The organism is Corynebacterium sp. HMSC064H12 (assembly GCF_001809925.1).
Classification (GTDB): domain Bacteria; phylum Actinomycetota; class Actinomycetes; order Mycobacteriales; family Mycobacteriaceae; genus Corynebacterium; species Corynebacterium jeikeium_D.
Window position 1 is genome coordinate 206,715 of sequence record NZ_KV799352.1, and the last position, 20,668, is coordinate 227,382.

Here is a 20,668-nt window from a genome sequence, read left to right on the forward strand (position 1 = left end):
CTGGTCACAGTGCTGCCACAGTACGGCTACTCGCTGTCGTCGCCTTCTTCGTCGTCCTCGTCGTCATAGTCGCCATCGTCATAGAGGTCATCATCGTCGTCATCGTCATCATCATCCCCGTCCAAGGAGGCAACGTGATCAGAGTAGATATACTCCGCGTACCCGTCATCGACGGGTGCCAGCTGATCTTCCCATTCCTCTGCGCGGTCTACCACGAGCGCAAGGACATCCATCAGCTTGTCAAAGTCCTTGAAGGTGCCCAGCGTCAGAACCTCATTGCGCAAGGTCTGGATGTCAGAGTAGAGGTCAGCGAACATCTTGCGACGGTCATCATCGGTGAGAACCGTTTCGGTGTCCGAGTCCCAGAACTCTGCGATGGCCTGGTCGACAATGTCGTCCAAGTTCGCGTCCTGGGAGATGAAGCGGACGTGTGCGCTGGGCTCGTTGTTGTGGGCAGTTACCAAAACCTGGACCAACGAGGAGGTACCAACTTCGGAGGTGACCAAGGTTGCCTCTTCGGGGTCCTGTTCAAACTCCAGGTCAGCAATGCGGTCATCATCACCATCGAGCAGAGTGCGCAGCAGGCCAACAACCTGGTCAGTAGCTACATGGTGGGCGACTGCCGCGACGGCGTCTTCGACGGAGAATACAGCGGAGACCAGAACAGCTTCGAACTCGTCGTCCTCATCATCCACATCGGCAGCGGCTACGTAAACTTCGGCAGCCGGGATGTCCTCATCAATGGTGACGAACTGAACCTCCAGGTCAGAGGTAATGGGAACGAAGAGGGTGTCATCGTTGACACGGCTTTCAATGCCCTCGCGGTCCAGTGCCGCAGCAATCTGCTCGAAAAAGCTCATGGGTGGAATCCTCCCTTGAAAGATAATTGGCCTCTACCCGCAGCCAATCGTAGCGACAAACGCGCAATCATGGGGTGGCTCATGCCCCCGGCAATTGCTGCGAAAGATCGCGCCGGCAGCGTGCGTGCTGCTGCAAAGCCGCCAACACGGTCGGTTGAGGAGCAGGCCGCCAGCTGTCGATTCTCGAAAACAGAGCGCTCAGTAGCGTGCCCAGAGTTGATGGCGTTCCTCACGAGAACGTTTTGGACAGGAGACACACAGATCGGCATCTGGGCTGTGATAAATCATGCAGCAAGTAGCCCTCTCCAGGTGAGTAACTACATCGAAGTCCGGTTCTTCTCCCGATTCAGCAGCGGCTTCATCCCAGGGGCGCACCTCGCCTCCGCAGGAATCCATGAAACGAGGAAGAGGGACCCGATGTACTCGCTGTATTCCCTCAACGACATGTTTGCCAATAAGCGCTCCACGCCAGGGCTCCATCAGCTCATTACCGGCGGATATTGCGGCGTTAGCTACGGCATCGGCAGCCACGGCCCAAAGAGGGGCAGGCTTGATTTCCCCGACTTCTCCAACAACCTGAGCCAACGGCTCCAAGAAATGAGCCAGTGCTTCGCCGGAATCCTTCAGCTCATCCGCATCCTCAGCGGAAATGCTTTCAAACTGTTGAGCTTGGAACCCAACCCAATAGTCATCTCGAAGAAATGTGAGCCAAGAAGACCACTGCCACACTGGAACTCGATCGGACACCAACACGCATGCCAGCGATGGCCCTACCAATGCTCCGCACATGGACCACCACCACAACTGGGCCTGGAAACGGGTATCCACCTCAACCTCGGGCATGGGAAACAGCTTTCTCCCAGCCTCAATTCCGGCGGCTACAGCTTCGGTAGAAAGGTGCCACTCCGCAGCGCCGTCGTGAGGCGTGACATCTGCGGAAAACCGAGGAAAGTCCGCCAAAAGCTGGGAGTACTCGGGAGGCAATGCGGCACCCCGCGTGACATCGTTCACCAGTCTCATCCTTCTATCGACTGTGTTAATCGCCGTACACCTGTCTATTTTTCCACCGACTACGGAATTTCCCCACAGCTCAGTAGTGTTTATATGGGCATATGGCTCTCAACGGACCCGTTTAGGAGGTCTACTACTTTGTTCCAAAAGACGAAGAAGGATTCAACTCGCACAGTAACTGATGCGGTGAACTCAACCCCCGAAGCGATCGAACGTGATACCGGAAAACTGGGAACCCTTCTTATCCAAACCCTGGATAAGACCATGAGCTGGCAGTCGTCTGCCATCACCGGGTACGTCAGTTCCCTGCACAAGCGCAAAAAAGATGAAACTCCGGCGCAGGTACAAGAACGTATTGATTCCCACTACCTCAACCTGGTCACCGGCACCGGTGGTGCCGCCGGCGGCAGTGCGGTTCTTCCCGGCGTCGGCATGATTACGGGCTTGGCTGCGGTTACCGGTGAATCGCTGCTGTTCCTGGAAGCATCAGCCTGGTACACACTGGCCTCAGCAACCCTGCGCAATATTGACATCACCGATCCGCAACGCCGTCGCACGCTGATTCTTGCGGCCATGAGCGGCTCTGAGGGGACAGCTATTATGGCCTCTCTGCTTGGCGAGGAATCGCTGCGGAAGCAGACCAAAACTTCCGTAAATTCTCTACTGCCACGGCTTGGCGTTCCGCAGCTGGGTGCAGCAAACCGCCTGCTGATTCGCGAGGCACGCAAGCGCTTGATGAAGAACGCTCGCCTGGCCATCATCGGTAAGATTTTGCCATTTGGAATTGGCGCCGTGGTTGGGGCCTCCGCCAACCGCAAGCTCGGTGGCATTCTTATCAGCTCCACTCGCGCATCTCTGGGCCCGCTTCCCCAGGATTGGTCGGACTTTGAACGAAAGCTACCGGCTAAATCCAACACCTCGGAGGACTCGAAGAAGGACTCAAAGTCATCGAGGTTCTCTATTCCCTCGGCGCTGAAGTGGCCGAAGAAAAAGAAGAATAAGTAGTTCCTCTTACCCCGATTACCCTTCAGCGATTTCCCCTTCAGCGACGTTTTTCAATGGAAGCGCGGTACCCACCATGGCCCAGAGCAAACCCCGCAGAACCTCGCCCATGAAGTTCTTGTGGAAACAGTCTCTTCACAGGCCACTACCGCTCTATGGCGTCATAGCCGCAGCGCTAATCGTTGTCGGGCTGGAGTCCGTACTTCCGCTTCTCACTAGAGATGCCATTGATGTGGCAACGGGCTCTTCCGATGGCGGTGTCCCCGCGCGCCTACTGCCTTCCCTAACTCCCCTGCAGGCAGTCATTTCTGTCTTTCTGGCCATCGCGTTAGTACGCTTCGTCGCCCAGGTGGGGCGCAGATTCTTCTCCGGCAAACTCTCCATTGATGTTCAGCACGACCTGCGACTAAAGATCCTTCGCTCCCTACAAAACCTCGATGGTCCAGCACAAGACCGAGTCAACACAGGCCAGGTTGTATCGCGGTCAATTTCCGACCTCCAGGCAGTGGCCGGACTACTGGCGATGTTGCCGCTGACGCTGGGATCCGTCGTCAAGCTGTTCATCACAATCGGCATCATGCTCGCCCTCTCGCTGCCCCTGACAATGGTCGGCCTCGCCGTCGTGCCAGCGATTATTTACATTGCAGTGAATTCGCGTGACAAACTCCATGCTGCAACCTGGGCTGCCCAACAGCAAGCAGGCGAGATCGCCGGACAAGTCGAGGAAACCGTTTCCGGCATCCGCGTTGTCAAGGCGTTTGCGCAGGGGGACAACGAAGTTGCGAAGATGGAGCGTAACTCGTCGCTGCTCTATTCCCTCCGCCTGCGAGCGGCAAAACTCAGCGCTCGATTCCAACCGGCGCTGCAGTCGTTGCCGCAACTGTCCCTCGTCGGAAATATCGCGGTCGGTGGCTGGCTCGCGATTAACGGACACATCACCCTAGGCACGTTCGTAGCTTTTGCCACGTATCTCACCAGCCTGACTGCCCTGTCGCGTCTGGTCTCCAACATGGTCATCTCGATACAGCTGACGTCGGCAAGCATCGACCGCATTTCCGATGTCATCGACGCCCGACCAGACAACCCCGAACCCACCGACGCGCTCCCCCTCCCCGACGGCCCCGTTGGCATCAGCTTCAACCACGTCACCCACAGCCGTGGCGGACGCACGCTTATCGACGATGTCTCATTCTCCGTCGCGCCAGGGGCGACCTTAGCGTTGATTGGCCCACCGGGGTCCGGAAAGACTATCGCCACGGAGTTACTCGGCCGTCACTATCTGCCGGATTCGGGAACTATCACTATCGATGCGCCCAGCCACGGCACATCCACAGATACCGCGCGCATTCTCTCCAGCGACGTATATGACGCTATTACTGTCGTTCCGGACACTCCTTATCTATTTGCGGGCACGTTGCGTGAGAACATCGCATTCGCCAATCCCGCGGCGTCCCAGGAAGAGATTGTCGCCGCAGCGACAGCCGCGCAGGTCAACTTCGTCGACGACCTGCCTCAGGGGTGGGACACAGCCATCGGCGAGCGCGGGCATAATCTCTCCGGCGGACAAGCTCAACGCGTCGCGTTAGCACGGGCATTCCTCGCCCGTCCTCGGGTTTTGGTTCTCGATGACGCGACCTCAGCAATCGATGCCGCGACAGAGTTGGAAATCTTCAGCGCGCTGACCTCACAGCTGGCGGATACGACTATCGTCATCGTGGCGCATCGATCTTCCACTCTCGAGCAGGCGGACCACATCGCCATTTTCGAAGACGGTGCCATCACTGGCATTGGCACCAAGGCCGAACTGATTGCTTCTCATCCGCGCTTCACCGAGCTGATGGACATCGACCAGAACGCCTACCCCGAAATCGAAAACCTCGTTCTCGACCCCATTGGCAGTGAGGACCCCAGCCCCGAGGAACTCTGGCCCGACGAAACCGCGCCAACCTCCGACAACTCCACGCCAGACACCGCTGCGCGGCTTCCCGGAGGTGCCACTTCTCAAATGAGCCGCGGGGTTGGCCGAGCCGGAGGCGGTCCAGGTGGCCGCGGCGGCGGTCGTGGTGGCATGGGGGCGGCTCTCGCCAATGCTCCTGCGACGCCTGAGCTTCTCGAGCGTGTGCGAAACCTCCCACCCGCTACCGAAAAACCGCGTGTGCCCGCTGCGGCACTCGACAACTCCGAGCTTTTTTCTCTACGCCGGCTGCTCTCCTATGTCCGCGGCCTATTTATAAGTGTCATCGCGCTGCTCGCCCTCATTGCCGTTGCCGATCTGGCGTTCCCCATGCTCGTGCGCTACGCCATTGACCACGGCATCAGTGAGCACAATGAGGCCGTGCTGTGGGCCTGCGCCGCAGGTGGCTTGGCGACGGTCCTCATCAGTTGGCTTGCCGTAGCCACAAATGCTGTTATTACTGCGCGCACTGGTGAGCGGCTGCTCTATGCCCTGCGTGTGCGCTGCTACCGTCACCTGCAGTCGCTTGGCATTAACTACTTCGAGGCCAATCGCTCGGGCGCCATCATGACGAGGATGACAACCGACATCGATGCGCTCTCCTCTTTCCTGCAAACGGGACTGGCAGAGGGGGCAATCGCCGCGTTTACTCTGCTCGGTGTCACGGCGCTGTTGCTTGCCACACAGGTGTCACTCGCCGCGGTGGCGTTGGCATCGCTTCCCATCATTGTGGTGTCCACTCTGGTATTCCGCCGGATCTCCTCGCGCCTATACAAGGCTGCGCGAGAGCAGCTCTCCTTGGTCAACGCTGATTTTCAGGAGACTATTGGTGGGCTTCGCGAGATTCAGATGTACCACCGCGTCGCCGATATCGAATCTTCCTTTGCCGAGGAATCCAACAAGTACCGCGCAATTCGTCAGAGAGCACAGCTGGCCGTGGCTCTATTCTTCCCCGGCATCAACTTCGTCTCTGAGTTGGCAACAGCCGCGGTATTGGCTGTCGGTGCCCAACAGGTTGCTTCGGGAACCACGACACCCGGCGTACTCGTCGCCTTCACGCTGTACCTAGGAATGCTCTTTGGCCCGATTCAGCAGCTGTCCCATGTTTTCGACGGCTACCAGCAGGCGAAGGTCGGCCTCAATCGCATTGATGACCTCCTACAGACCGCCCCCATGCCAGATCACGGCACTACTGACGGCGCGTCCCGCGCAGCTGCTGGCGACCTGCGCTTAGACAAGGTAACTTTCTCCTACCCCGCCGCCGACTCTGAGCACGAACGCCCGCAGGTTCTCGATGCTCTCGATTTGCAGATTCCTGCCGGAGAAACAGTCGCAATTGTCGGATCCACCGGCGCCGGAAAATCAACAATCATTAAGTTGTTTGCTCGGTTCTACGATCCAGTTGACGGTGTGGTGCGAGCCTCCGAAACTGACATCCGCGACTTCCCTCTTAACGATTGGCGACGCACCCTCGGCTATGTCCCCCAAGAATCACACCTGTTTTCGGGGACAGTAGCAACAAATATTTCCTACGGTCTACCGGACAGCAGTCATGCTGAAATTCAGCAGGCCGCGAAAAACGTCGGTGCCCTCAGCACCATTGCCAGCCTGCCCGGTGGCTTCCACCACCCCGTCGGCCCAGATGGCCGAGGGCTCTCCTCCGGACAGCGTCAGCTCATCGCACTCGCTCGTGCCGAAATGATGCGTCCTGAACTGCTGCTTCTCGACGAAGCCACCGCGACACTCGACCCTGCAACAGAGTCGGCAATCCTTGAAGCCACTGACCGTGCGTCGCGTCAACGCTCGGCAATTATTGTGGCCCACCGCCTGGCTACAGCGGCTCGGGCCAACCGGATTTTGGTACTTGACCACGGGCGTATTGTCGAGGACGGCTCCCATGACGAGCTCCTAGCGGCGGGTGGCCAATACGCAGAGCTTTGGAGCAAGTACCATATGGGGAGCGCGACGGTGTAGTAATTCAGAATTTTCGTTATCCTTGAATGACACTTTGACACTTGCGCTAATTAGAATAAACGTGAGTTAGTAAAACTAAGACGAAAAGAGGCGAGTACCTGCCGTGAGCAGCGACATGAGCTTCGGCCAGAACGAATGGCTGGTCGACGAGATGTACCAGCAATTCCAGAAGGATCCACAATCTGTGGGTCAGGAATGGCGCGAATTCTTCGCAACCCACACCCCGTCCCAAAAGGGCGAGGACCTTTCCAATATGGCAAAGCCAGCAGCAGCCACGAAGGAGGAAGCTAAGGCAACCGGACGTCGTGAATCCAAGGGGGTCGAACCAACTAAGACCCCGAACAAGCCGGCGTCCCCGAAGCCAAAGAAGTCCCCAATGGATGCAGCAGCCAAGGTTTCGGCTGTTGAATCCGGCGAGGAGCCTCTGAAGGGCGTCGCACGGGCTATCGCTAAGAACATGGATGTCTCCCTGGAGATGCCGACCGCTACGTCGGTTCGCGATATGCCGGCACGTCTGATGTTTGAAAACCGCACCCTGGTTAACAATCATCTGGCACGCGCCCGCGGTGGCAAGATTTCCTTCACCCACATCATTGGTTACGCCATGGTGAAGGCTGTCATGCTCCACCCGGACATGAACAACAACTACAAGGTGGTTGACGGCAAGCCAGTTCTGGTTACCCCGGAGCACATTAACCTCGGCCTGGCTATTGATATGCCAGCTAAGGACGGCTCTCGCTCGCTCGTAGTTGCCGCTATCCGCGAGTGTGAGACCCTGACCTTCAAGCAGTTCGTCGACGCCTACGAGGACATCGTCGTTCGTGCTCGCCACGGCAAGCTGACCGGTAAGGACTTCCAGGGCGTCACCATTTCCCTGACCAACCCGGGCGGTATCGGTACTCGCCACTCCGTCCCGCGCCTTACCAAGGGGCAGGGCGCGATTATCGGTGTCGGCTCCATGGATTACCCGGCTGAGTTCGCCGGTGCTTCCGCGGACCGTCTGGCAGAGATGGGCATCGGCAAGCTGGTGACCATCACCTCTACTTACGATCACCGCATTATCCAGGGTGCAGAGTCCGGTGAGTTCCTGCGCACGATGAGCAACCTGCTCGTCGACGACAAGTTCTGGGACCACATCTTCCAGACCATGCGCGTCCCCTACACCCCAATCCGTTGGGCACAGGATCTGCCGAACACGGGTATCGACAAGAACACCCGCGTTATGCGTCTGATTGAGGCCTACCGCTCCCGCGGTCACTTGCTGGCTGATATCGACCCGCTGCGTTCTGACCAGCCGAATGATTCCGCTCCGAACCACGCTGACCTCGATATTGAGGAGCACGGTCTGACCCTGTGGGATCTGGACCGTACCTTCAACGTCGGTGGTTTCGGCGGCAAGGAGACGATGACGCTGCGCGAAGTTCTCTCGCGCCTGCAGAACGCATACTGCCTCAAGGTCGGTTCCGAGTACGCTCACATCCTCGACCGCGAAGAGCGCGAGTGGCTGGAAGAGCGCATTGAGGGCGGCCAGCCAAAGCCGTCCCACGCTGAGCAGAAGTACATTCTGCAGAAGCTGAACGCCGCTGAGGCATTCGAGAACTTCCTGCAGACCAAGTACGTCGGCCAGAAGCGCTTCTCCCTTGAGGGCGCAGAGTCGCTGATTCCGCTGATGGACTCCGCCATTGACACCGCTGCTGGTGCTGGCCTGGATGAGGTCGTCATCGGTATGCCACACCGCGGTCGACTGAATGTGCTCGCAAACATCGTCGGCAAGCCACTGCGCCAGATCTTCACCGAGTTCGAAGGCAACATCGACCCGGCACAGGTCGGCGGTTCTGGTGACGTCAAGTACCACCTGGGTACTACTGGCCGTCACATCCAGATGTTCGGCGAGGGCGAGATTGACGTCACCCTGACTGCGAACCCGTCCCACCTCGAGGCCGTCAACCCGGTCGTTGAGGGTCTTGCTCGTGCACGCCAGGACAAGATCAACAAGGGCGAAGAGGGCTACTCCGTCATGCCGCTGCTGCTGCACGGTGACGCATCCTTCGCCGGCCTGGGCATTGTCCAGGAGACCCTGAACCTCATGTCCCTGCGTGGTTACAAGGTCGGCGGTACCGTCCACATCGTGGTGAACAATCAGATTGGCTTCACCACTTCGCCGGACTCCGGTCGTTCCTCCTACTACGCAACCGACATCGCCAAGGCATACGGCTGCCCGGTCTTCCACGTCAACGGTGACGACCCGGAGGCTGTCGTCTGGGTCGGCCAGCTGGCTGTTGAGTACCGTAACCGCTACGGCAAGGACGTCTTCATCGACCTGGTCTGCTACCGCAAGCGCGGCCACAACGAGGCCGATGACCCGTCCATGACTCAGCCGCTGATGTACAAGATCATCGACGAGAAGGAAAGCGTTCGTGCTCAGTACACCGAGGACCTCATCGGTCGCGGTGACATCTCCGAGGAAGAGTACGAAGCAGTACGCCGAGACTTCCACGACCAGATGGAAGCGGTCTTCAACGAGGTTCGCGCAGCTCAGGACGCAAAGCCGGGCGAGCAGACCGGTATCGCCGGTTCTCAGCCGCTGCCGCACGGTCTCAAGACCGGCATCGACAAGGCTGAAATCGTCGAGATTGGTCAGTCCTACGTCAACCTCCCTGAGGGCTTCAAGATTCACCCGCGTGTTGCGCCGGTCGCTAAGAAGCGCGCGGAGATGACTCAGGAAGGTGGCATCGACTGGGGTATGGCCGAGCTGCTGGCAATCGGCTCCTTCACCGGTGCTGGCATCGACGTCCGCTTCGCAGGTGAGGATGTCCGCCGCGGTACCTTTACCTCTCGCCATGCAGTTCTGATTGACTCCGAGGACGGTTCGGAATACAACCCGATCGACGCCTACGGTAAGTCCAAGAACGGCGGCCGCTTCATGATCTACAACTCGGCTCTGACCGAGTACGCAGGCATGGGCTTCGAGTACGGCTACACCCTGGGTAACCCGGACGCAGCAGTGTTCTGGGAAGCACAGTTCGGTGACTTCGCCAACGGCGCTCAGACCACCATTGACCAGTACGTTTCCTCCGGCGAGGCCAAGTGGGGTCAGACCTCCAAGCTGATCCTGCTGCTACCGCACGGCTACGAGGGCATGGGCCCGGACCACTCTTCGGCACGTATCGAGCGCTTCCTGCAGCTGGCAGCCGAGGGCTCCTACACCGTTGCTCAGCCGTCCGAGCCGGCTAACTACTTCCACCTGCTGCGTCGCCACGTCCTGTCCGACCTGCACCGTCCGCTGGTTGTGTTCTCGCCGAAGTCGATGCTGCGCAACAAGATGGCAGCGTCTGCTGTCGAGGACTTCACCAACCCGAACAAGTTCCGCTCAGTCATCGATGACCCGAACTTCGAGTCCAAGGACAAGTCCGGCATCAAGACCCTGCTGCTCTGCTCCGGCAAGATCTACTGGGAGCTGGAGAAGAAGCGTAAGAAGGACAAGCGCGACGATCTTGCAATCGCTCGCCTGGAGATGCTGCACCCGCTGCCGCACAACCGCCTCCGCGACATCTTCGAGTCCTACCCGGATCTTGAGGAAGTCCGCTGGGTTCAGGATGAGCCGGCTAACCAGGGTCCGTGGCCATTCCTGGCACTGAACCTCCCAGAGGTTCTGCCGGATATGCCGAAGCTGACCCGCGTTTCCCGCCGTGCACAGTCCTCCACCGCAACTGGTGTGGCTAAGGTCCACCAGATTGAGGAGAAGGCTCTGCTGGAAGAGGCTCTCAAGTAGGTCTCATTGACTGGTCTTCACCAGTTAGCGTGTAAACGCTAAGGGGCTCCAACCGAACGGTTGGAGCCCCTTTCCTGTTGCTTGGGCGATCGTTGCCAGGCATCAAGGGCGAATAGTCAAAAAGCGTGTCCGGTCGGCGTGCCACCGGGTCGGCACCATTTACTACTTAGTCCTCAATGCGAGTTACTGACTACGTTTATGACAAAAATGTCCCGAAAAATGGCATGAAAGTGTCATAAACTCGCACAGTTTCACATTTGCAGCCCGCATTCATGGGTTATTCAACAAACTTGGCGGCAGCCAACAGCAGATACGCGTCAGATACCGCCACAACTAGCCCCCGCCGCCCCGACTACGCCTTGTCCAGCCACTCTTGAGCGACCAACTCAGGGCTGGCGCCACCAGCCACAGCCCGGGTCATCAGCTTCAAGTCCTCAGTGCTCAGCGAACCCGCAATCTCATTGAGCACGCGGACTCGATCATCTCGGTCCAACGCTGGCTTGACGTAGAAAGGCACAAGCCATTGCGGCAAGTCAGCCCCAGCATTGTCAGCTGACACATCCGCGCAGCCCTGTGCCATGCCCGCGTCGGTGGCCATAACTTCACCCGGCAGCGACCGCGAAAATGCGTCGTACACACGGTCGCGCCACTCGCCGCTGAACTGCTTGTCCGGGGTGGAGTCGTCCGCGTATTCCTCCGCCAGTGAAGCCGCCGACGCAGGGTCGCTCAGGCCGAGTAGCTCACCTGTGCATCCGAAGGAGACCAGGACCGCTTCATTGCGTACGGCCCGCAACCGGTCGTCAGCATCGCGAATGCCGACGACCTCCGCTTGCCGCCCTATCCTCTCAAAGCTCTGCGCATACACGTACGCAAGAGCTGCTTGCTCAGGGTTGCGTAGGTCTGCCCCGACAGTCACCACCGCCTCCTGCTCGGGAGGAACGGGCATCTGCGGATCCAAATCAGAACATGCGGCAAGACCGAACCCCGTCGCCCCAGTGACCAATGCCAGGGCGGTAAAAGTGCACGCAGTAGCCGTGGAGCTACCCTTGCACCCCATTGAGCGGATGCGAAAGTGGAACCCGGCGTTCGCACGTCTAAAATCAATCATCGACACCAGCGTAACCTACGAACGGATTGTGAGGTCACCCAGAATGGGCGAAGAGAAAAGCCGCAACATCAGCGCTTCGGCGAAGGCTCGCAATCCGCGAACTAGCTCGGCCAGTCAAAGCCAAAAACCGTCGGCCACAGGAAAACCCGGTAAAACCGCTCGGGCGACGAATGCGGCTAAATCCGCAGCGAAGTCGGCTGTCTCGAAGGTGACGCGCACCAACGGCTCGTCGTCAAGCACAGGAACAGGACAGTCGAGGGCGGTGCGCGATGCCCTGCGCGATTGCGGCGTCTACATCGGCGGCAAGCGGTTGCCCGGCACCTACGACCACTTCTCCGGGCTGTCCGAGGTACGGAATTTTGGCGAGGGCTTCACGTGGCTGTCGTTGTCGCGCCCCAACGCGACACAGATGGATGCCATCGCTGAGCTTTACGGGCTGGATGAGCTGACGGTGGAGGACGCACTGACTAACCGCCAGCGCCCCAAGATTGAGATCCACGATGATCACGTTGTTTTTGTTATTCGCTCGATTCACTACTCCCCGGAAGGTCTCGCGGATGACGAAAATGAGATTATTCGCTCCGGCCAGCTGATGATTGTTATCGGCCCGGAGTACGTCATCACCATTCGCATGGGCATGCCTAGCTCGGATATGCAGCGCATTAGCGCACGCGTGGAGAACACCACCGACGCCATCGACTACGGCCCCGCGGGCGTGCTGTGGGCACTGACGGACAACCTCGTCGATGCGTACCTGCGCATCGCTATGCAGCTGGAAGATCGCGTGGAGATCATGGAAGACGAAGTCTTCGAGCCGAACTTGGATTCGGATATTGAGGACATTTACATCCTCAAACGAGAGATTCTGGAAATGCGCCACGCGATCGATCCGCTGACACCGGCACTGCGCTCCCTGATGAATCTGCGGGAAGACATCATGCCTAAGGACGTCAGCCGTTATCTTTCCGATGTTCTCGACCACCAGCTCGCCGCCGCGGACCTCGTCTCCGGACTCGACGAACGACTCTCCGCCCTCATCGACGCCGCCGCCGTGAAAATCCAGCTGCAGCAGAACCAGGATATGCGTACCATCTCGGCGTACGCGGCTATTCTCGCCGTCCCGACCGCCCTGGCCGGCATCTACGGCATGAACTTTGACCACATGCCCGAGCTGCACTGGGAGTACGGCTACTTCATCGTCCTCGCCATCATGTTTGCCATCGTGGCGTTTTTGGTGTGGGTCCTGCGCCGCAACAAGTGGCTGTAGGTACTGCTTCTGGCAGGCATCGCTTTACGACGGATACAGCAACCTACCCGCGATTCCCACCGAGCGCCCGCTGCGCCAACAGGTCACGGGCCCGCTCGGCATTGCGGGGATTGCACAGGACGTCGTAGCGACGGGCAACAATCTCCGTTGTGCTCGAGAAATCCCGCTTGCCGTTTTGCATTGCGTACGGAACTGCGGCCAGCACGATGCCGAAGATGGCGCCCATACCGAGGCCAACAATCAGCGGACTAACCCAATCCTCCTGGAAAAGCCCCAGAATCAGGCCGAAGAACAGGCCCATCCACAGCCCGTACAGCGCGCCGCCGCCGAGCACCTTCGGCCAAGTCAGCCTGCCGACCACGCGCTCCACCTGCATCAGGTCAACACCGACGATGGTGAGGTCGGAAACCGGGAACTCATCGCGATCACTGAGCGAATCCACCGCCGCCTGCGCGTCGGAGTAGTTGGTGAAACTGCCCACCGGCCACCCCTCGGGCACCTGGCGCTGAGGCAACCGGGACTTCATACTCTGTTCCCGGCCGCTCCCCCAACCGCTGCCCGCTTCCCCATTTGCCATCGGTACTCTCACCGTTCCCTTGCAGTTGTTGTCACAGTAAAAGGTGACTCAGTTGCTAAAAATATTGCTAAAACTATCGCCAAAAGGCGTTCTATCAAGGACAACGTCAGACGATTGGCAATTGTTCCACCGACTGGTCCGCCGCCCATTCCACCGCCACCGCTCTTGCCGGAAGGGTTGGTCGCTGTGACCGTCGTGAAGCGGCAAACTACTGATTTTGTCAGTAGTTCTTTGTCTTGCGGGGTCTCACGATAAGATTCACTACATAATGTCTACGATTACTGAAGCTGAAGTTCGCACCGCCCTGGCGCAGGTCGAAGATCCTGAGGTACGTCGCCCGATTACCGAGATTGGCATGGTCAAGTCCATCTCGGTGGCGGACAACAATGACGTGGCCGTGGAGATTTACCTCACCATCGCCGGTTGCCCCATGAAAAACACCATCATCGAGCGCACCGAAGAGGCGCTGAACGGTATCGAGGGCGTTGGCAACGTCACCGTCACCACCGATGTGATGAATGACGAGCAGCGCCGCGAGTTCCGCAACGCCGTCCGCGGCACCGCCTCCGAGCCGGTGATCCCATTCGCCCAGCCGGACTCCCGCACCCGCGTGTTCGCCGTCGCCTCCGGTAAGGGTGGCGTCGGTAAGTCCTCCGTGACCGTGAACCTCGCCGCCGCGCTGGCCGCGAAGGGTCTGTCTGTCGGTGTCCTCGATGCCGACGTCTACGGACACTCCATCCCACACATGATGGGCTCCGAGGAAAAGCCACACCAGGTCGACGACATGATCATGCCTCCGCAAGCGCACGGCGTGTCACTGATTTCTATCGGACACTTCGTCGACGACAACGCACCGGTTGTCTGGCGTGGGCCAATGCTGCACCGCGCTATCCAGCAGTTCCTCGCGGACGTGTTCTGGGGCGACCTGGACGTCCTGCTTTTCGACTTGCCCCCGGGAACCGGCGACATCGCCATCTCCGTGGCGCAGCTCGTGCCGAACGCTGAGCTGCTGATTGTTACTACCCCGCAGATGGCCGCCGCCGAGGTCGCAGAGCGCGCCGGCACCATTTCGCTGCAGACCCGCCAGCGCATCGCCGGTGTCATCGAGAACATGAGCTGGATGGAGATGCCGGACGGCTCCAAGATGGAGGTCTTCGGCGCAGGTGGCGGCGAGACCGTTGCCCGTCGTCTTACCCAGATCACCGGCGGAAAGGTCGAGCTGCTCGGCCAGGTGCCGCTGGACACAGAGCTACGCGAAGGCGGCGACAAGGGCACCCCGATTGTCCTGTCCAAGCCGGATTCGGGCGCGGGCGAGGCCCTGAACGCTATCGCTGACAAGCTGGTTGTTCGTCGCGAGTCGCTCGCAGGCAAGTCGCTCGGCTTGGGCGTAACTCCGAAGTAGGCCTTCGCTTTACGACGATCACAGCGACGCCCCCTCCCCGGTATTTTCGGTGCCGGGAAGGGGGCGTCTGCTTTTGCGGCTGCGGTGTCTGGGGCGTATGTGTTGTGGGCGCTTTCGGTGGTGCATCCATCAAAGCGGCTGCGTGCACTTACTGACTAGGTTTATGACACTTTCGTGGCAAAATTTGTGCTCAAAGTGTCATAAACCTAGTCAGTAACTTGCGGTCGGGAACGGTTTGCAACCTCTATAGGTTGTCGTCGTCGACCCAGGCCTGCACCCCACGGGGCTGCTGAGGTTGTTGCGGCTGCTGTGGTGTTTGCTGTGCTTGCTGTTGGCGGGCCTGGGCAACTGGATCCTGCCACGTCCCCGGCTGCGGGAGCGGCTGCTGCGACGGAGCCGGCTGCACTGGCTGGTTCGTATTGGACTGCTGGTACTGCTGACCCGCAGGCCCGGCCGCTCCTGCAGCTCCGGCTGCACCAGTTCCGCCACCACCCGCTGCGGGCTTACCGGAGAGCATGTCCAGGTAGGTGTCATCGCCATCGAAAAGCGTCCTGGTGATGGCGGTCTTCGGGTTGAGACGACGGAGATCGTTGAGCTCCTGCAGCGGCTTGCGAAGATCATCGAAGTCTTCACCGAACTCGTCCGAGAGGTTATCGCGTGCGTCATTGATTGCGGTGCGCGCAGCCAGAAGCAATGCGCGGACGTCCTCAATTACCTTCGGCAACCGCTCAGGTCCGATGAGAATTAGTCCGAGGATAAAGAGGACAAGAATCTCGCCCCAGCCAACATTAGAAAACACGTTATACCACCTTAGTTACAGTGCACCTCGCATGCAGCATTGCGTGGCCAAATCCACCAAATCTGCCAAATCCGCAGAAACCAGCCGAAACCGGCCGAAACCAGCGCCCCCTACTCCGGCGTGATCTTCGCCTCCAGCTCGGCTCCGTGGCGAACGATCTTCAATACCGCCTCATTACCAGCGCCAACAGTCCACAGCGCCACCGTGAGCTCATCTGCGGACGATACCGCGCGGTCTCCCACAGCCGTAATCACGTCGCCTTCCTGCAGGCCTTCCCGGTCGGCAACACCTCCCGGCAGGATGCTGGCAATCTCGGCACCAGTCAGTGCGCCATTGGAAACCGTGCGCACTGTCACGCCAATCCCAGGATGAACCGGCTGCTCACCGGCAATGAGCTGCTCAGCGATGGCAACGGCTGAATTGATTGGAATCGCAAAGCCCAACCCCTGTGAGCCACCCGAGCTACTGAAAATCACCGTATTAATACCGATAATGGCACCGCGGATATCCACCAGCGGACCACCGGAGTTACCCGGGTTGATGGAGGCATCGGTCTGAATCGCATCGGCGTAGCCGTCCGTGTCAGTCCCTTCAGCGGCCAGGCGCACCGGCCGATTAAGCGCGGAGACAATTCCCGAGGTCACCGTGCCGCCGAGCCCCTGCGGCGAGCCCATCGCAATCACGGTGTCACCGACCGCAACCGCGTTGGAATCACCAAGCTGCGCCACGGTCAGCCCCGCAACATCTTCGACCTTAATTACGGCGAGGTCGGTCTTCGGGTCGCGGCCAATAATCTTGGCCGGCACTTCCTTCAGCTTGCCGCCGTCCCAAAACGTTACGGAGACCTGCATATCCTGCCGGTCCGCCACCGCCGAAACGACGTGGTTATTCGTCAAAATATGACCGTCACCATCAATGACAAACCCCGAGCCCACGCCCGAGACCTCACCGGCACTGACCGCAATCGACACCACCGCGGGACGAAGAGCCTCCGCCACCTTGCCGATTTCAGTCAAATCACCGTTGCCCGGCCGCCCCTCGATCTGCTGCAGCTCCACACGCTGGTAGTCCGAGCGGAAAGTCTTGCCAGCCCAACCGCCAACAAAGCCGCCAACACCGCCAATGAGCAGCACCACGGCCGACGACGCCGCGATCACACGCCACGGCACCTCGCGGCCAAAAATCACTTCCCGCGCGCTGACGCGGGGAGCCGTCTTCGGGCGAGGCTTCTTTTTCGCTTCGGGTTTGCGGGCTGGACGCCCCGTCGTCATGCGTGACGACGAATCCTGCCACGGCGAATACTCTTGGGCGGTGGCACTGGTGTCGTCGTCAAGCTTCTGCCCTGGAGCACGCTGTAACCCGCCAGTTGCGGCGGCACGATCGGAGTCCGGGGCAAACGCGGAATCATCGAAAGAGCGATGTTTGCCCACTAGTGACTACCACCTTTACGAAAACCGCGAACAATCTGCTCCAACGCGGCACTCAGCGACTCCGGCGGACGGTGCGCGAGATGCCGCGCCGACCGATGGGGCTCTGAGTCCTCGCAACTGCCTGCGAAATCAGCAATACGAGCGCGCAGCTCAGCTGGAATGTGCAAGGGCGCGCTATCACGCAGACGCTTGGCCGCCTGCCGCTGCTTCGCGACCTCCCGGCGACATTCCGGGCATGCCATCAGGTGCGCCTGCGCACGACGCTCAGCTACGACCGACAACTCGCCGTCAACAAAAGCGGCAATTGCCTCGGTGCCGAGATGCTCCGTTGACAAAAAACGCTTGTCATCGCCCTGCTGAATCACAGACTGCAGCACCTCCAGAAATCGCACCCATTTAACTAGCCCCACAATAGCCGCTCCCGCGGATTGAGTGCGGGAATCTAGCCTGCGGTGACCGACTCCGGCAGCTCCTGTCGTTCCTTCTCCAGGCGCTCCAACGTCGCCCGCAAGCTGGAACGTGCCCGGTGAATACGCGAACGCACAGTGCCCATCTTGAGCCCAAGGGTGCTGGCAATTTCCTCGTAGGTCAGCCCCACCACATCACAGAGGACAACCACCGCGCGATAGTCCGGCTGCAGCTCAGCCAGCGCGATTTCCAAATCCGGGTCGAGCATCGCGTCATCGACGGCCTGCTCCGGGGTCTTCAGCGTGCCCGGGACGCGGTCGTAGTTCTCCGGCAACGCCTCCATCCTGATGACCTGCCGGTGCCGGACCATATCCAAAAACAGGTTAGTGGTAATCCGATGCAGCCAGCCTTCAAAAGTGCCGGGACGGTATGACTTCAGCGAGCGGAACACACGCATGAATGTTTCCTGCGTCAGGTCTTCCGCGTCCTGCTGGTTACCAGTCAACCGATAAGCGAGCCCGTAAACACTATCCGCGTGGGCCTGGACCAGTTCCGACCACGACGGCATCTCCCCCACACCTGCGTCAAAAGCCGCGGTGCCGGACAGTTGCTCAGTTACATCAGCGGACGGGGCGTCCTCGCGGCTGTCGCCTGCGCTGACTAGTTCGGACTTGACTCGTTCAGGCATGAGGTTCAGTGTTCCTTACCAACCTTAGGTTTGTAGTGACCTTACCCTGAAAATAGTTTGAGAGTCCAGACAAATTTGAGGCTTGTTTACCCACCTAGTCCGGCACTGACCGGCGCGCCCCGCTACCCTGCCCGAAGTTTTTTCCTACGCTATAAAGCGTGTCCGAAACGAGTTCTTCTGCTACCCCGCTATCCGCACGTGACGCTATTGCACAGCACGTCAACAACACGACCGTAGTCTCCGAGGCCCTTGAAAGCGCCCGAGAGAGCGCTCGCGAATACGGAGTTGCCGTCCCCGATACGATGACCGGCGCCGCTTTGACCTCGCTCATGGCCCTGACCAGCGCCCGCCGCGACGGTCACCCCGCCGCTGTCATCGCATCGCCTGCGGCAGGCGTAGTCGGTTTGCACCTGGCCGCCGGCCTCGGCGATGACGGCGTTCTCACCTGCATCGACCCGGAGCTCGAGCACCAGTCTCTGGCAAAGTCCGCTTTCCGAGCCGCAGGCATCCGCCCCAACCGACAGCGCTTCCTGCCTTCGCAGCCGCTGGAGGTCATGGATCGACTGGCCGCCGACTCCTACGACTTGGTCTACTTGGACGTCGCCCCGGCGATCCTCCGCGCCGCCCAGGAAAAGGCCTGGCCGCTGCTTCGCTCCGGTGGCGCGCTCGTCCTGACCGGCGCGCTCCTCGACGGCACTGTCGCTGACTCGTCACGCACTGACCGTGACACCGTCGCTGCCCGCGAAGCCGACGAATATATGCTCCAGCTTGACGACGCTTACGTGATGCGCCTACCTCTAGCAGCTGGCACCACTGTGCTGGTGAAGAAGTAGTTTTCTACTGTTGGCCGGCCGGCTAGCGGCAGCGGTGGGCCACTGCGACTTACTGACTGCGTTTATGGTTGGTGGCGACGGGTCGAGCCGAGTTACTGACTGCGTTTATGACAAAAATGGCCCGAAAAATGGCGTGAAAGTGTCATAAACTCGCACAGTTTCACATTTGCAGCCCATGCCCGTATTCACATGCGAAGCCCTTAGCCACACGTGCAGCCCATAATTTTTGGGGCTGCCAGTTTTTGGACTAGGTAGCAACTAGGTAGCAAAAAGGGTTAGAAGAAAAAGGCACGTACCCCACGGTACGTGCCTTTTGCAGCCGGTCGAACTCAGACAGTCTAGATAACCTGGTTCTTACCAACGGCCACAACGCCACCAGCGCTGACCTTGAAGCGCTCTGCGTCCTTCTCCGGATCGACACCGATAATGGCGCCGTCGGAAACTACAACGTTCTTGTCCAAAATCGCATGGCGAACCACTGCTCCGCGGCCGACGCGAACGCCTGGGAAGAGAACCGAGCCCTCCACCGTCGCGCCATCCTCGACCACAACGTTGGTGCTAATCACCGAGTTGCGGACCGTACCACCGGAGACAATCGAACCAGCACCGACCATCGAAGCCTGAGCAATACCGCCCTGGACAAACTTGGCCGGAGGCAGGTTCTCCTCTGAGAAGGTGTGGATTGGCCACTTCTTGTTGTAGAGGTTAAACACCGGGTGGACGGAAATCAGGTCCATGTTGGCCTCGTAGAAGGCATCGATGGTACCGACATCACGCCAGTAGCCCTTGTCACGTTCGGTCTCACCCGGAACGTAGCTGTCCTTGAAGTCCCAGACGAAAGCTTCGCCCTCCTCTACCAGCATCGGAATAATGTTTCCGCCCATATCATGGTCGGAGTTTTCATCTTCCGAGTCACGCTTAATAGCGTCGATAAGCGCGGAGGTAGTGAAGATGTAGTTACCCATCGACGCGAACGTCGAGTTCGGGTCATCCGGGGTGCCGGGCGGATCAGCCGGCTTCTCCAGGAACTCGGTGATTCGGTTGTTGTCATCGGCATCGATGACACCGAATGCGCTGGCCTCAGAACGCGGGACGCGGATACCAGCGACCGTCACGCCAGCGCCAGACTCGATGTGGGCCTCCAGCATCTGCTGCGGATCCATGCGATAGACGTGGTCGGCACCGAAGACGATGACGTACTCCGGATCCTCGTCGTAAACCAAGTTCAGCGACTGCAGAATCGCGTCCGCCGAACCGGTGAACCAGCGCTTACCCAGACGCTGCTGAGCCGGCACCGGGGTGACGTACTGGCCGGTGATGCCAGACAGCTGCCACGCCTGCGAAATGTGACGGTCGAGCGAGTGGGACTTGTACTGGGTCAGCACACAGATCTTCAAGAAACCTGCGTTGACCAGGTTCGACAGCACGAAGTCGATAAGCCGATAGCTACCGCCGAAAGGCACGGCGGGCTTAGCGCGGTCTTCCGTCAGCGGGAAGAGACGCTTGCCTTCGCCACCGGCAAGGACAATGGACAAAACATGTGGTTGACTCCTCACACCAACCAACCTATATGCGATTTACGT

At 59.4% G+C, this 20,668-nt stretch carries 15 protein-coding genes; 6 read left to right on the top strand and 9 right to left on the bottom strand.

The annotated features are described in order from the left end of the window. Positions 1-26 precede the first annotated feature (26 nt). Entirely contained in the window at positions 27-860 is an 834-nt protein-coding gene (locus HMPREF2681_RS08585) for a hypothetical protein (protein WP_048732832.1), read from the bottom strand. A gap of 198 nt (positions 861-1,058) precedes the next feature. Beyond that, a complete protein-coding gene (locus HMPREF2681_RS08590) occupies positions 1,059-1,871 on the bottom strand; it encodes a (2Fe-2S)-binding protein (protein WP_049172126.1) in 813 nt (270 codons plus the stop codon). Positions 1,872-2,009: 138 nt separating this feature from the next. On the opposite strand from HMPREF2681_RS08590, the gene HMPREF2681_RS08595 reads away from it, so the two are divergent. The 3 genes from HMPREF2681_RS08595 (at position 2,010) to HMPREF2681_RS08605 (ending at position 10,573) form a co-directional block, all read left to right on the top strand. Beyond that, complete coding sequence (locus tag HMPREF2681_RS08595) at positions 2,010-2,876, top strand: hypothetical protein (RefSeq protein ID WP_070546818.1); 867 nt, start codon at positions 2,010-2,012, stop codon at positions 2,874-2,876. A 106-nt stretch (positions 2,877-2,982) separates the two neighbouring features. Further along, the gene (locus tag HMPREF2681_RS08600; protein ID WP_168164894.1) at positions 2,983-6,801 is read left to right on the top strand and encodes an ABC transporter ATP-binding protein; all 3,819 of its coding nucleotides are present in this window, start codon (positions 2,983-2,985) and stop codon (positions 6,799-6,801) included. 103 nt (positions 6,802-6,904) lie between these two features. Then, on the top strand, positions 6,905-10,573 hold the full coding sequence (locus HMPREF2681_RS08605) for a multifunctional oxoglutarate decarboxylase/oxoglutarate dehydrogenase thiamine pyrophosphate-binding subunit/dihydrolipoyllysine-residue succinyltransferase subunit (protein ID WP_048732838.1): 3,669 nt from the start codon (positions 6,905-6,907) through the stop codon (positions 10,571-10,573). Positions 10,574-10,925: 352 nt separating this feature from the next. On the opposite strand, the gene HMPREF2681_RS08610 is transcribed toward HMPREF2681_RS08605, so the two are convergent. After that, positions 10,926-11,681, bottom strand: a complete 756-nt coding sequence (locus HMPREF2681_RS08610) for a type 2 periplasmic-binding domain-containing protein (RefSeq protein WP_070429353.1) — start codon at positions 11,679-11,681, stop codon at positions 10,926-10,928. Between the two features lie 43 nt (positions 11,682-11,724). On the opposite strand from HMPREF2681_RS08610, the gene HMPREF2681_RS08615 reads away from it, so the two are divergent. Continuing rightward, on the top strand, positions 11,725-12,948 hold the full coding sequence (locus HMPREF2681_RS08615; RefSeq protein ID WP_049190061.1) for a magnesium and cobalt transport protein CorA: 1,224 nt from the start codon (positions 11,725-11,727) through the stop codon (positions 12,946-12,948). 43 nt (positions 12,949-12,991) lie between these two features. Here the strand turns inward: HMPREF2681_RS08615 and HMPREF2681_RS08620 are convergent, their stop codons facing one another. After that, positions 12,992-13,474, bottom strand: coding sequence for a YflT domain-containing protein (locus tag HMPREF2681_RS08620; RefSeq protein WP_042388577.1), 483 nt, complete (start codon positions 13,472-13,474; stop codon positions 12,992-12,994). A 319-nt stretch (positions 13,475-13,793) separates the two neighbouring features. On the opposite strand from HMPREF2681_RS08620, the gene HMPREF2681_RS08625 reads away from it, so the two are divergent. Then, positions 13,794-14,927 carry an Mrp/NBP35 family ATP-binding protein gene (locus HMPREF2681_RS08625; protein WP_049193006.1) on the top strand — a complete coding sequence of 378 codons (1,134 nt, stop codon included), beginning with the start codon at positions 13,794-13,796 and terminating at the stop codon, positions 14,925-14,927. A gap of 244 nt (positions 14,928-15,171) precedes the next feature. On the opposite strand, the gene tatB is transcribed toward HMPREF2681_RS08625, so the two are convergent. The 4 genes from tatB to sigE form a co-directional block, all read right to left on the bottom strand. Next, entirely contained in the window at positions 15,172-15,726 is a 555-nt protein-coding gene (tatB, locus tag HMPREF2681_RS08630) for a Sec-independent protein translocase protein TatB (RefSeq protein ID WP_070429355.1), read from the bottom strand. 110 nt (positions 15,727-15,836) lie between these two features. Beyond that, positions 15,837-17,156 (bottom strand): S1C family serine protease, encoded by a 1,320-nt coding sequence (locus HMPREF2681_RS08635; RefSeq protein WP_049189281.1) that lies wholly within the window; start codon positions 17,154-17,156, stop codon positions 15,837-15,839. After that, positions 17,156-17,548 carry an anti-sigma factor family protein gene (locus tag HMPREF2681_RS08640; protein WP_052317810.1) on the bottom strand — a complete coding sequence of 131 codons (393 nt, stop codon included), beginning with the start codon at positions 17,546-17,548 and terminating at the stop codon, positions 17,156-17,158. Before HMPREF2681_RS08640 ends, HMPREF2681_RS08635 begins: the two co-directional genes overlap by 1 nt. Positions 17,549-17,598: 50 nt before the next feature. Further along, positions 17,599-18,252: an RNA polymerase sigma factor SigE gene (gene sigE, locus HMPREF2681_RS08645; RefSeq protein WP_070546824.1), complete on the bottom strand. Its 654-nt coding sequence runs from the start codon at positions 18,250-18,252 to the stop codon at positions 17,599-17,601. 158 nt (positions 18,253-18,410) lie between these two features. Here sigE and HMPREF2681_RS08650 point away from each other — a divergent pair, with 158 nt between their 5' ends. Then, positions 18,411-19,085 (top strand): O-methyltransferase, encoded by a 675-nt coding sequence (locus HMPREF2681_RS08650; protein ID WP_049193703.1) that lies wholly within the window; start codon positions 18,411-18,413, stop codon positions 19,083-19,085. A gap of 338 nt (positions 19,086-19,423) precedes the next feature. Here HMPREF2681_RS08650 and glgC read toward each other — a convergent pair whose 3' ends face one another. Continuing rightward, positions 19,424-20,641, bottom strand: a complete 1,218-nt coding sequence (gene glgC / locus HMPREF2681_RS08655; protein ID WP_042388575.1) for a glucose-1-phosphate adenylyltransferase — start codon at positions 20,639-20,641, stop codon at positions 19,424-19,426. Between the last annotated feature and the right edge of the window lie 27 nt (positions 20,642-20,668).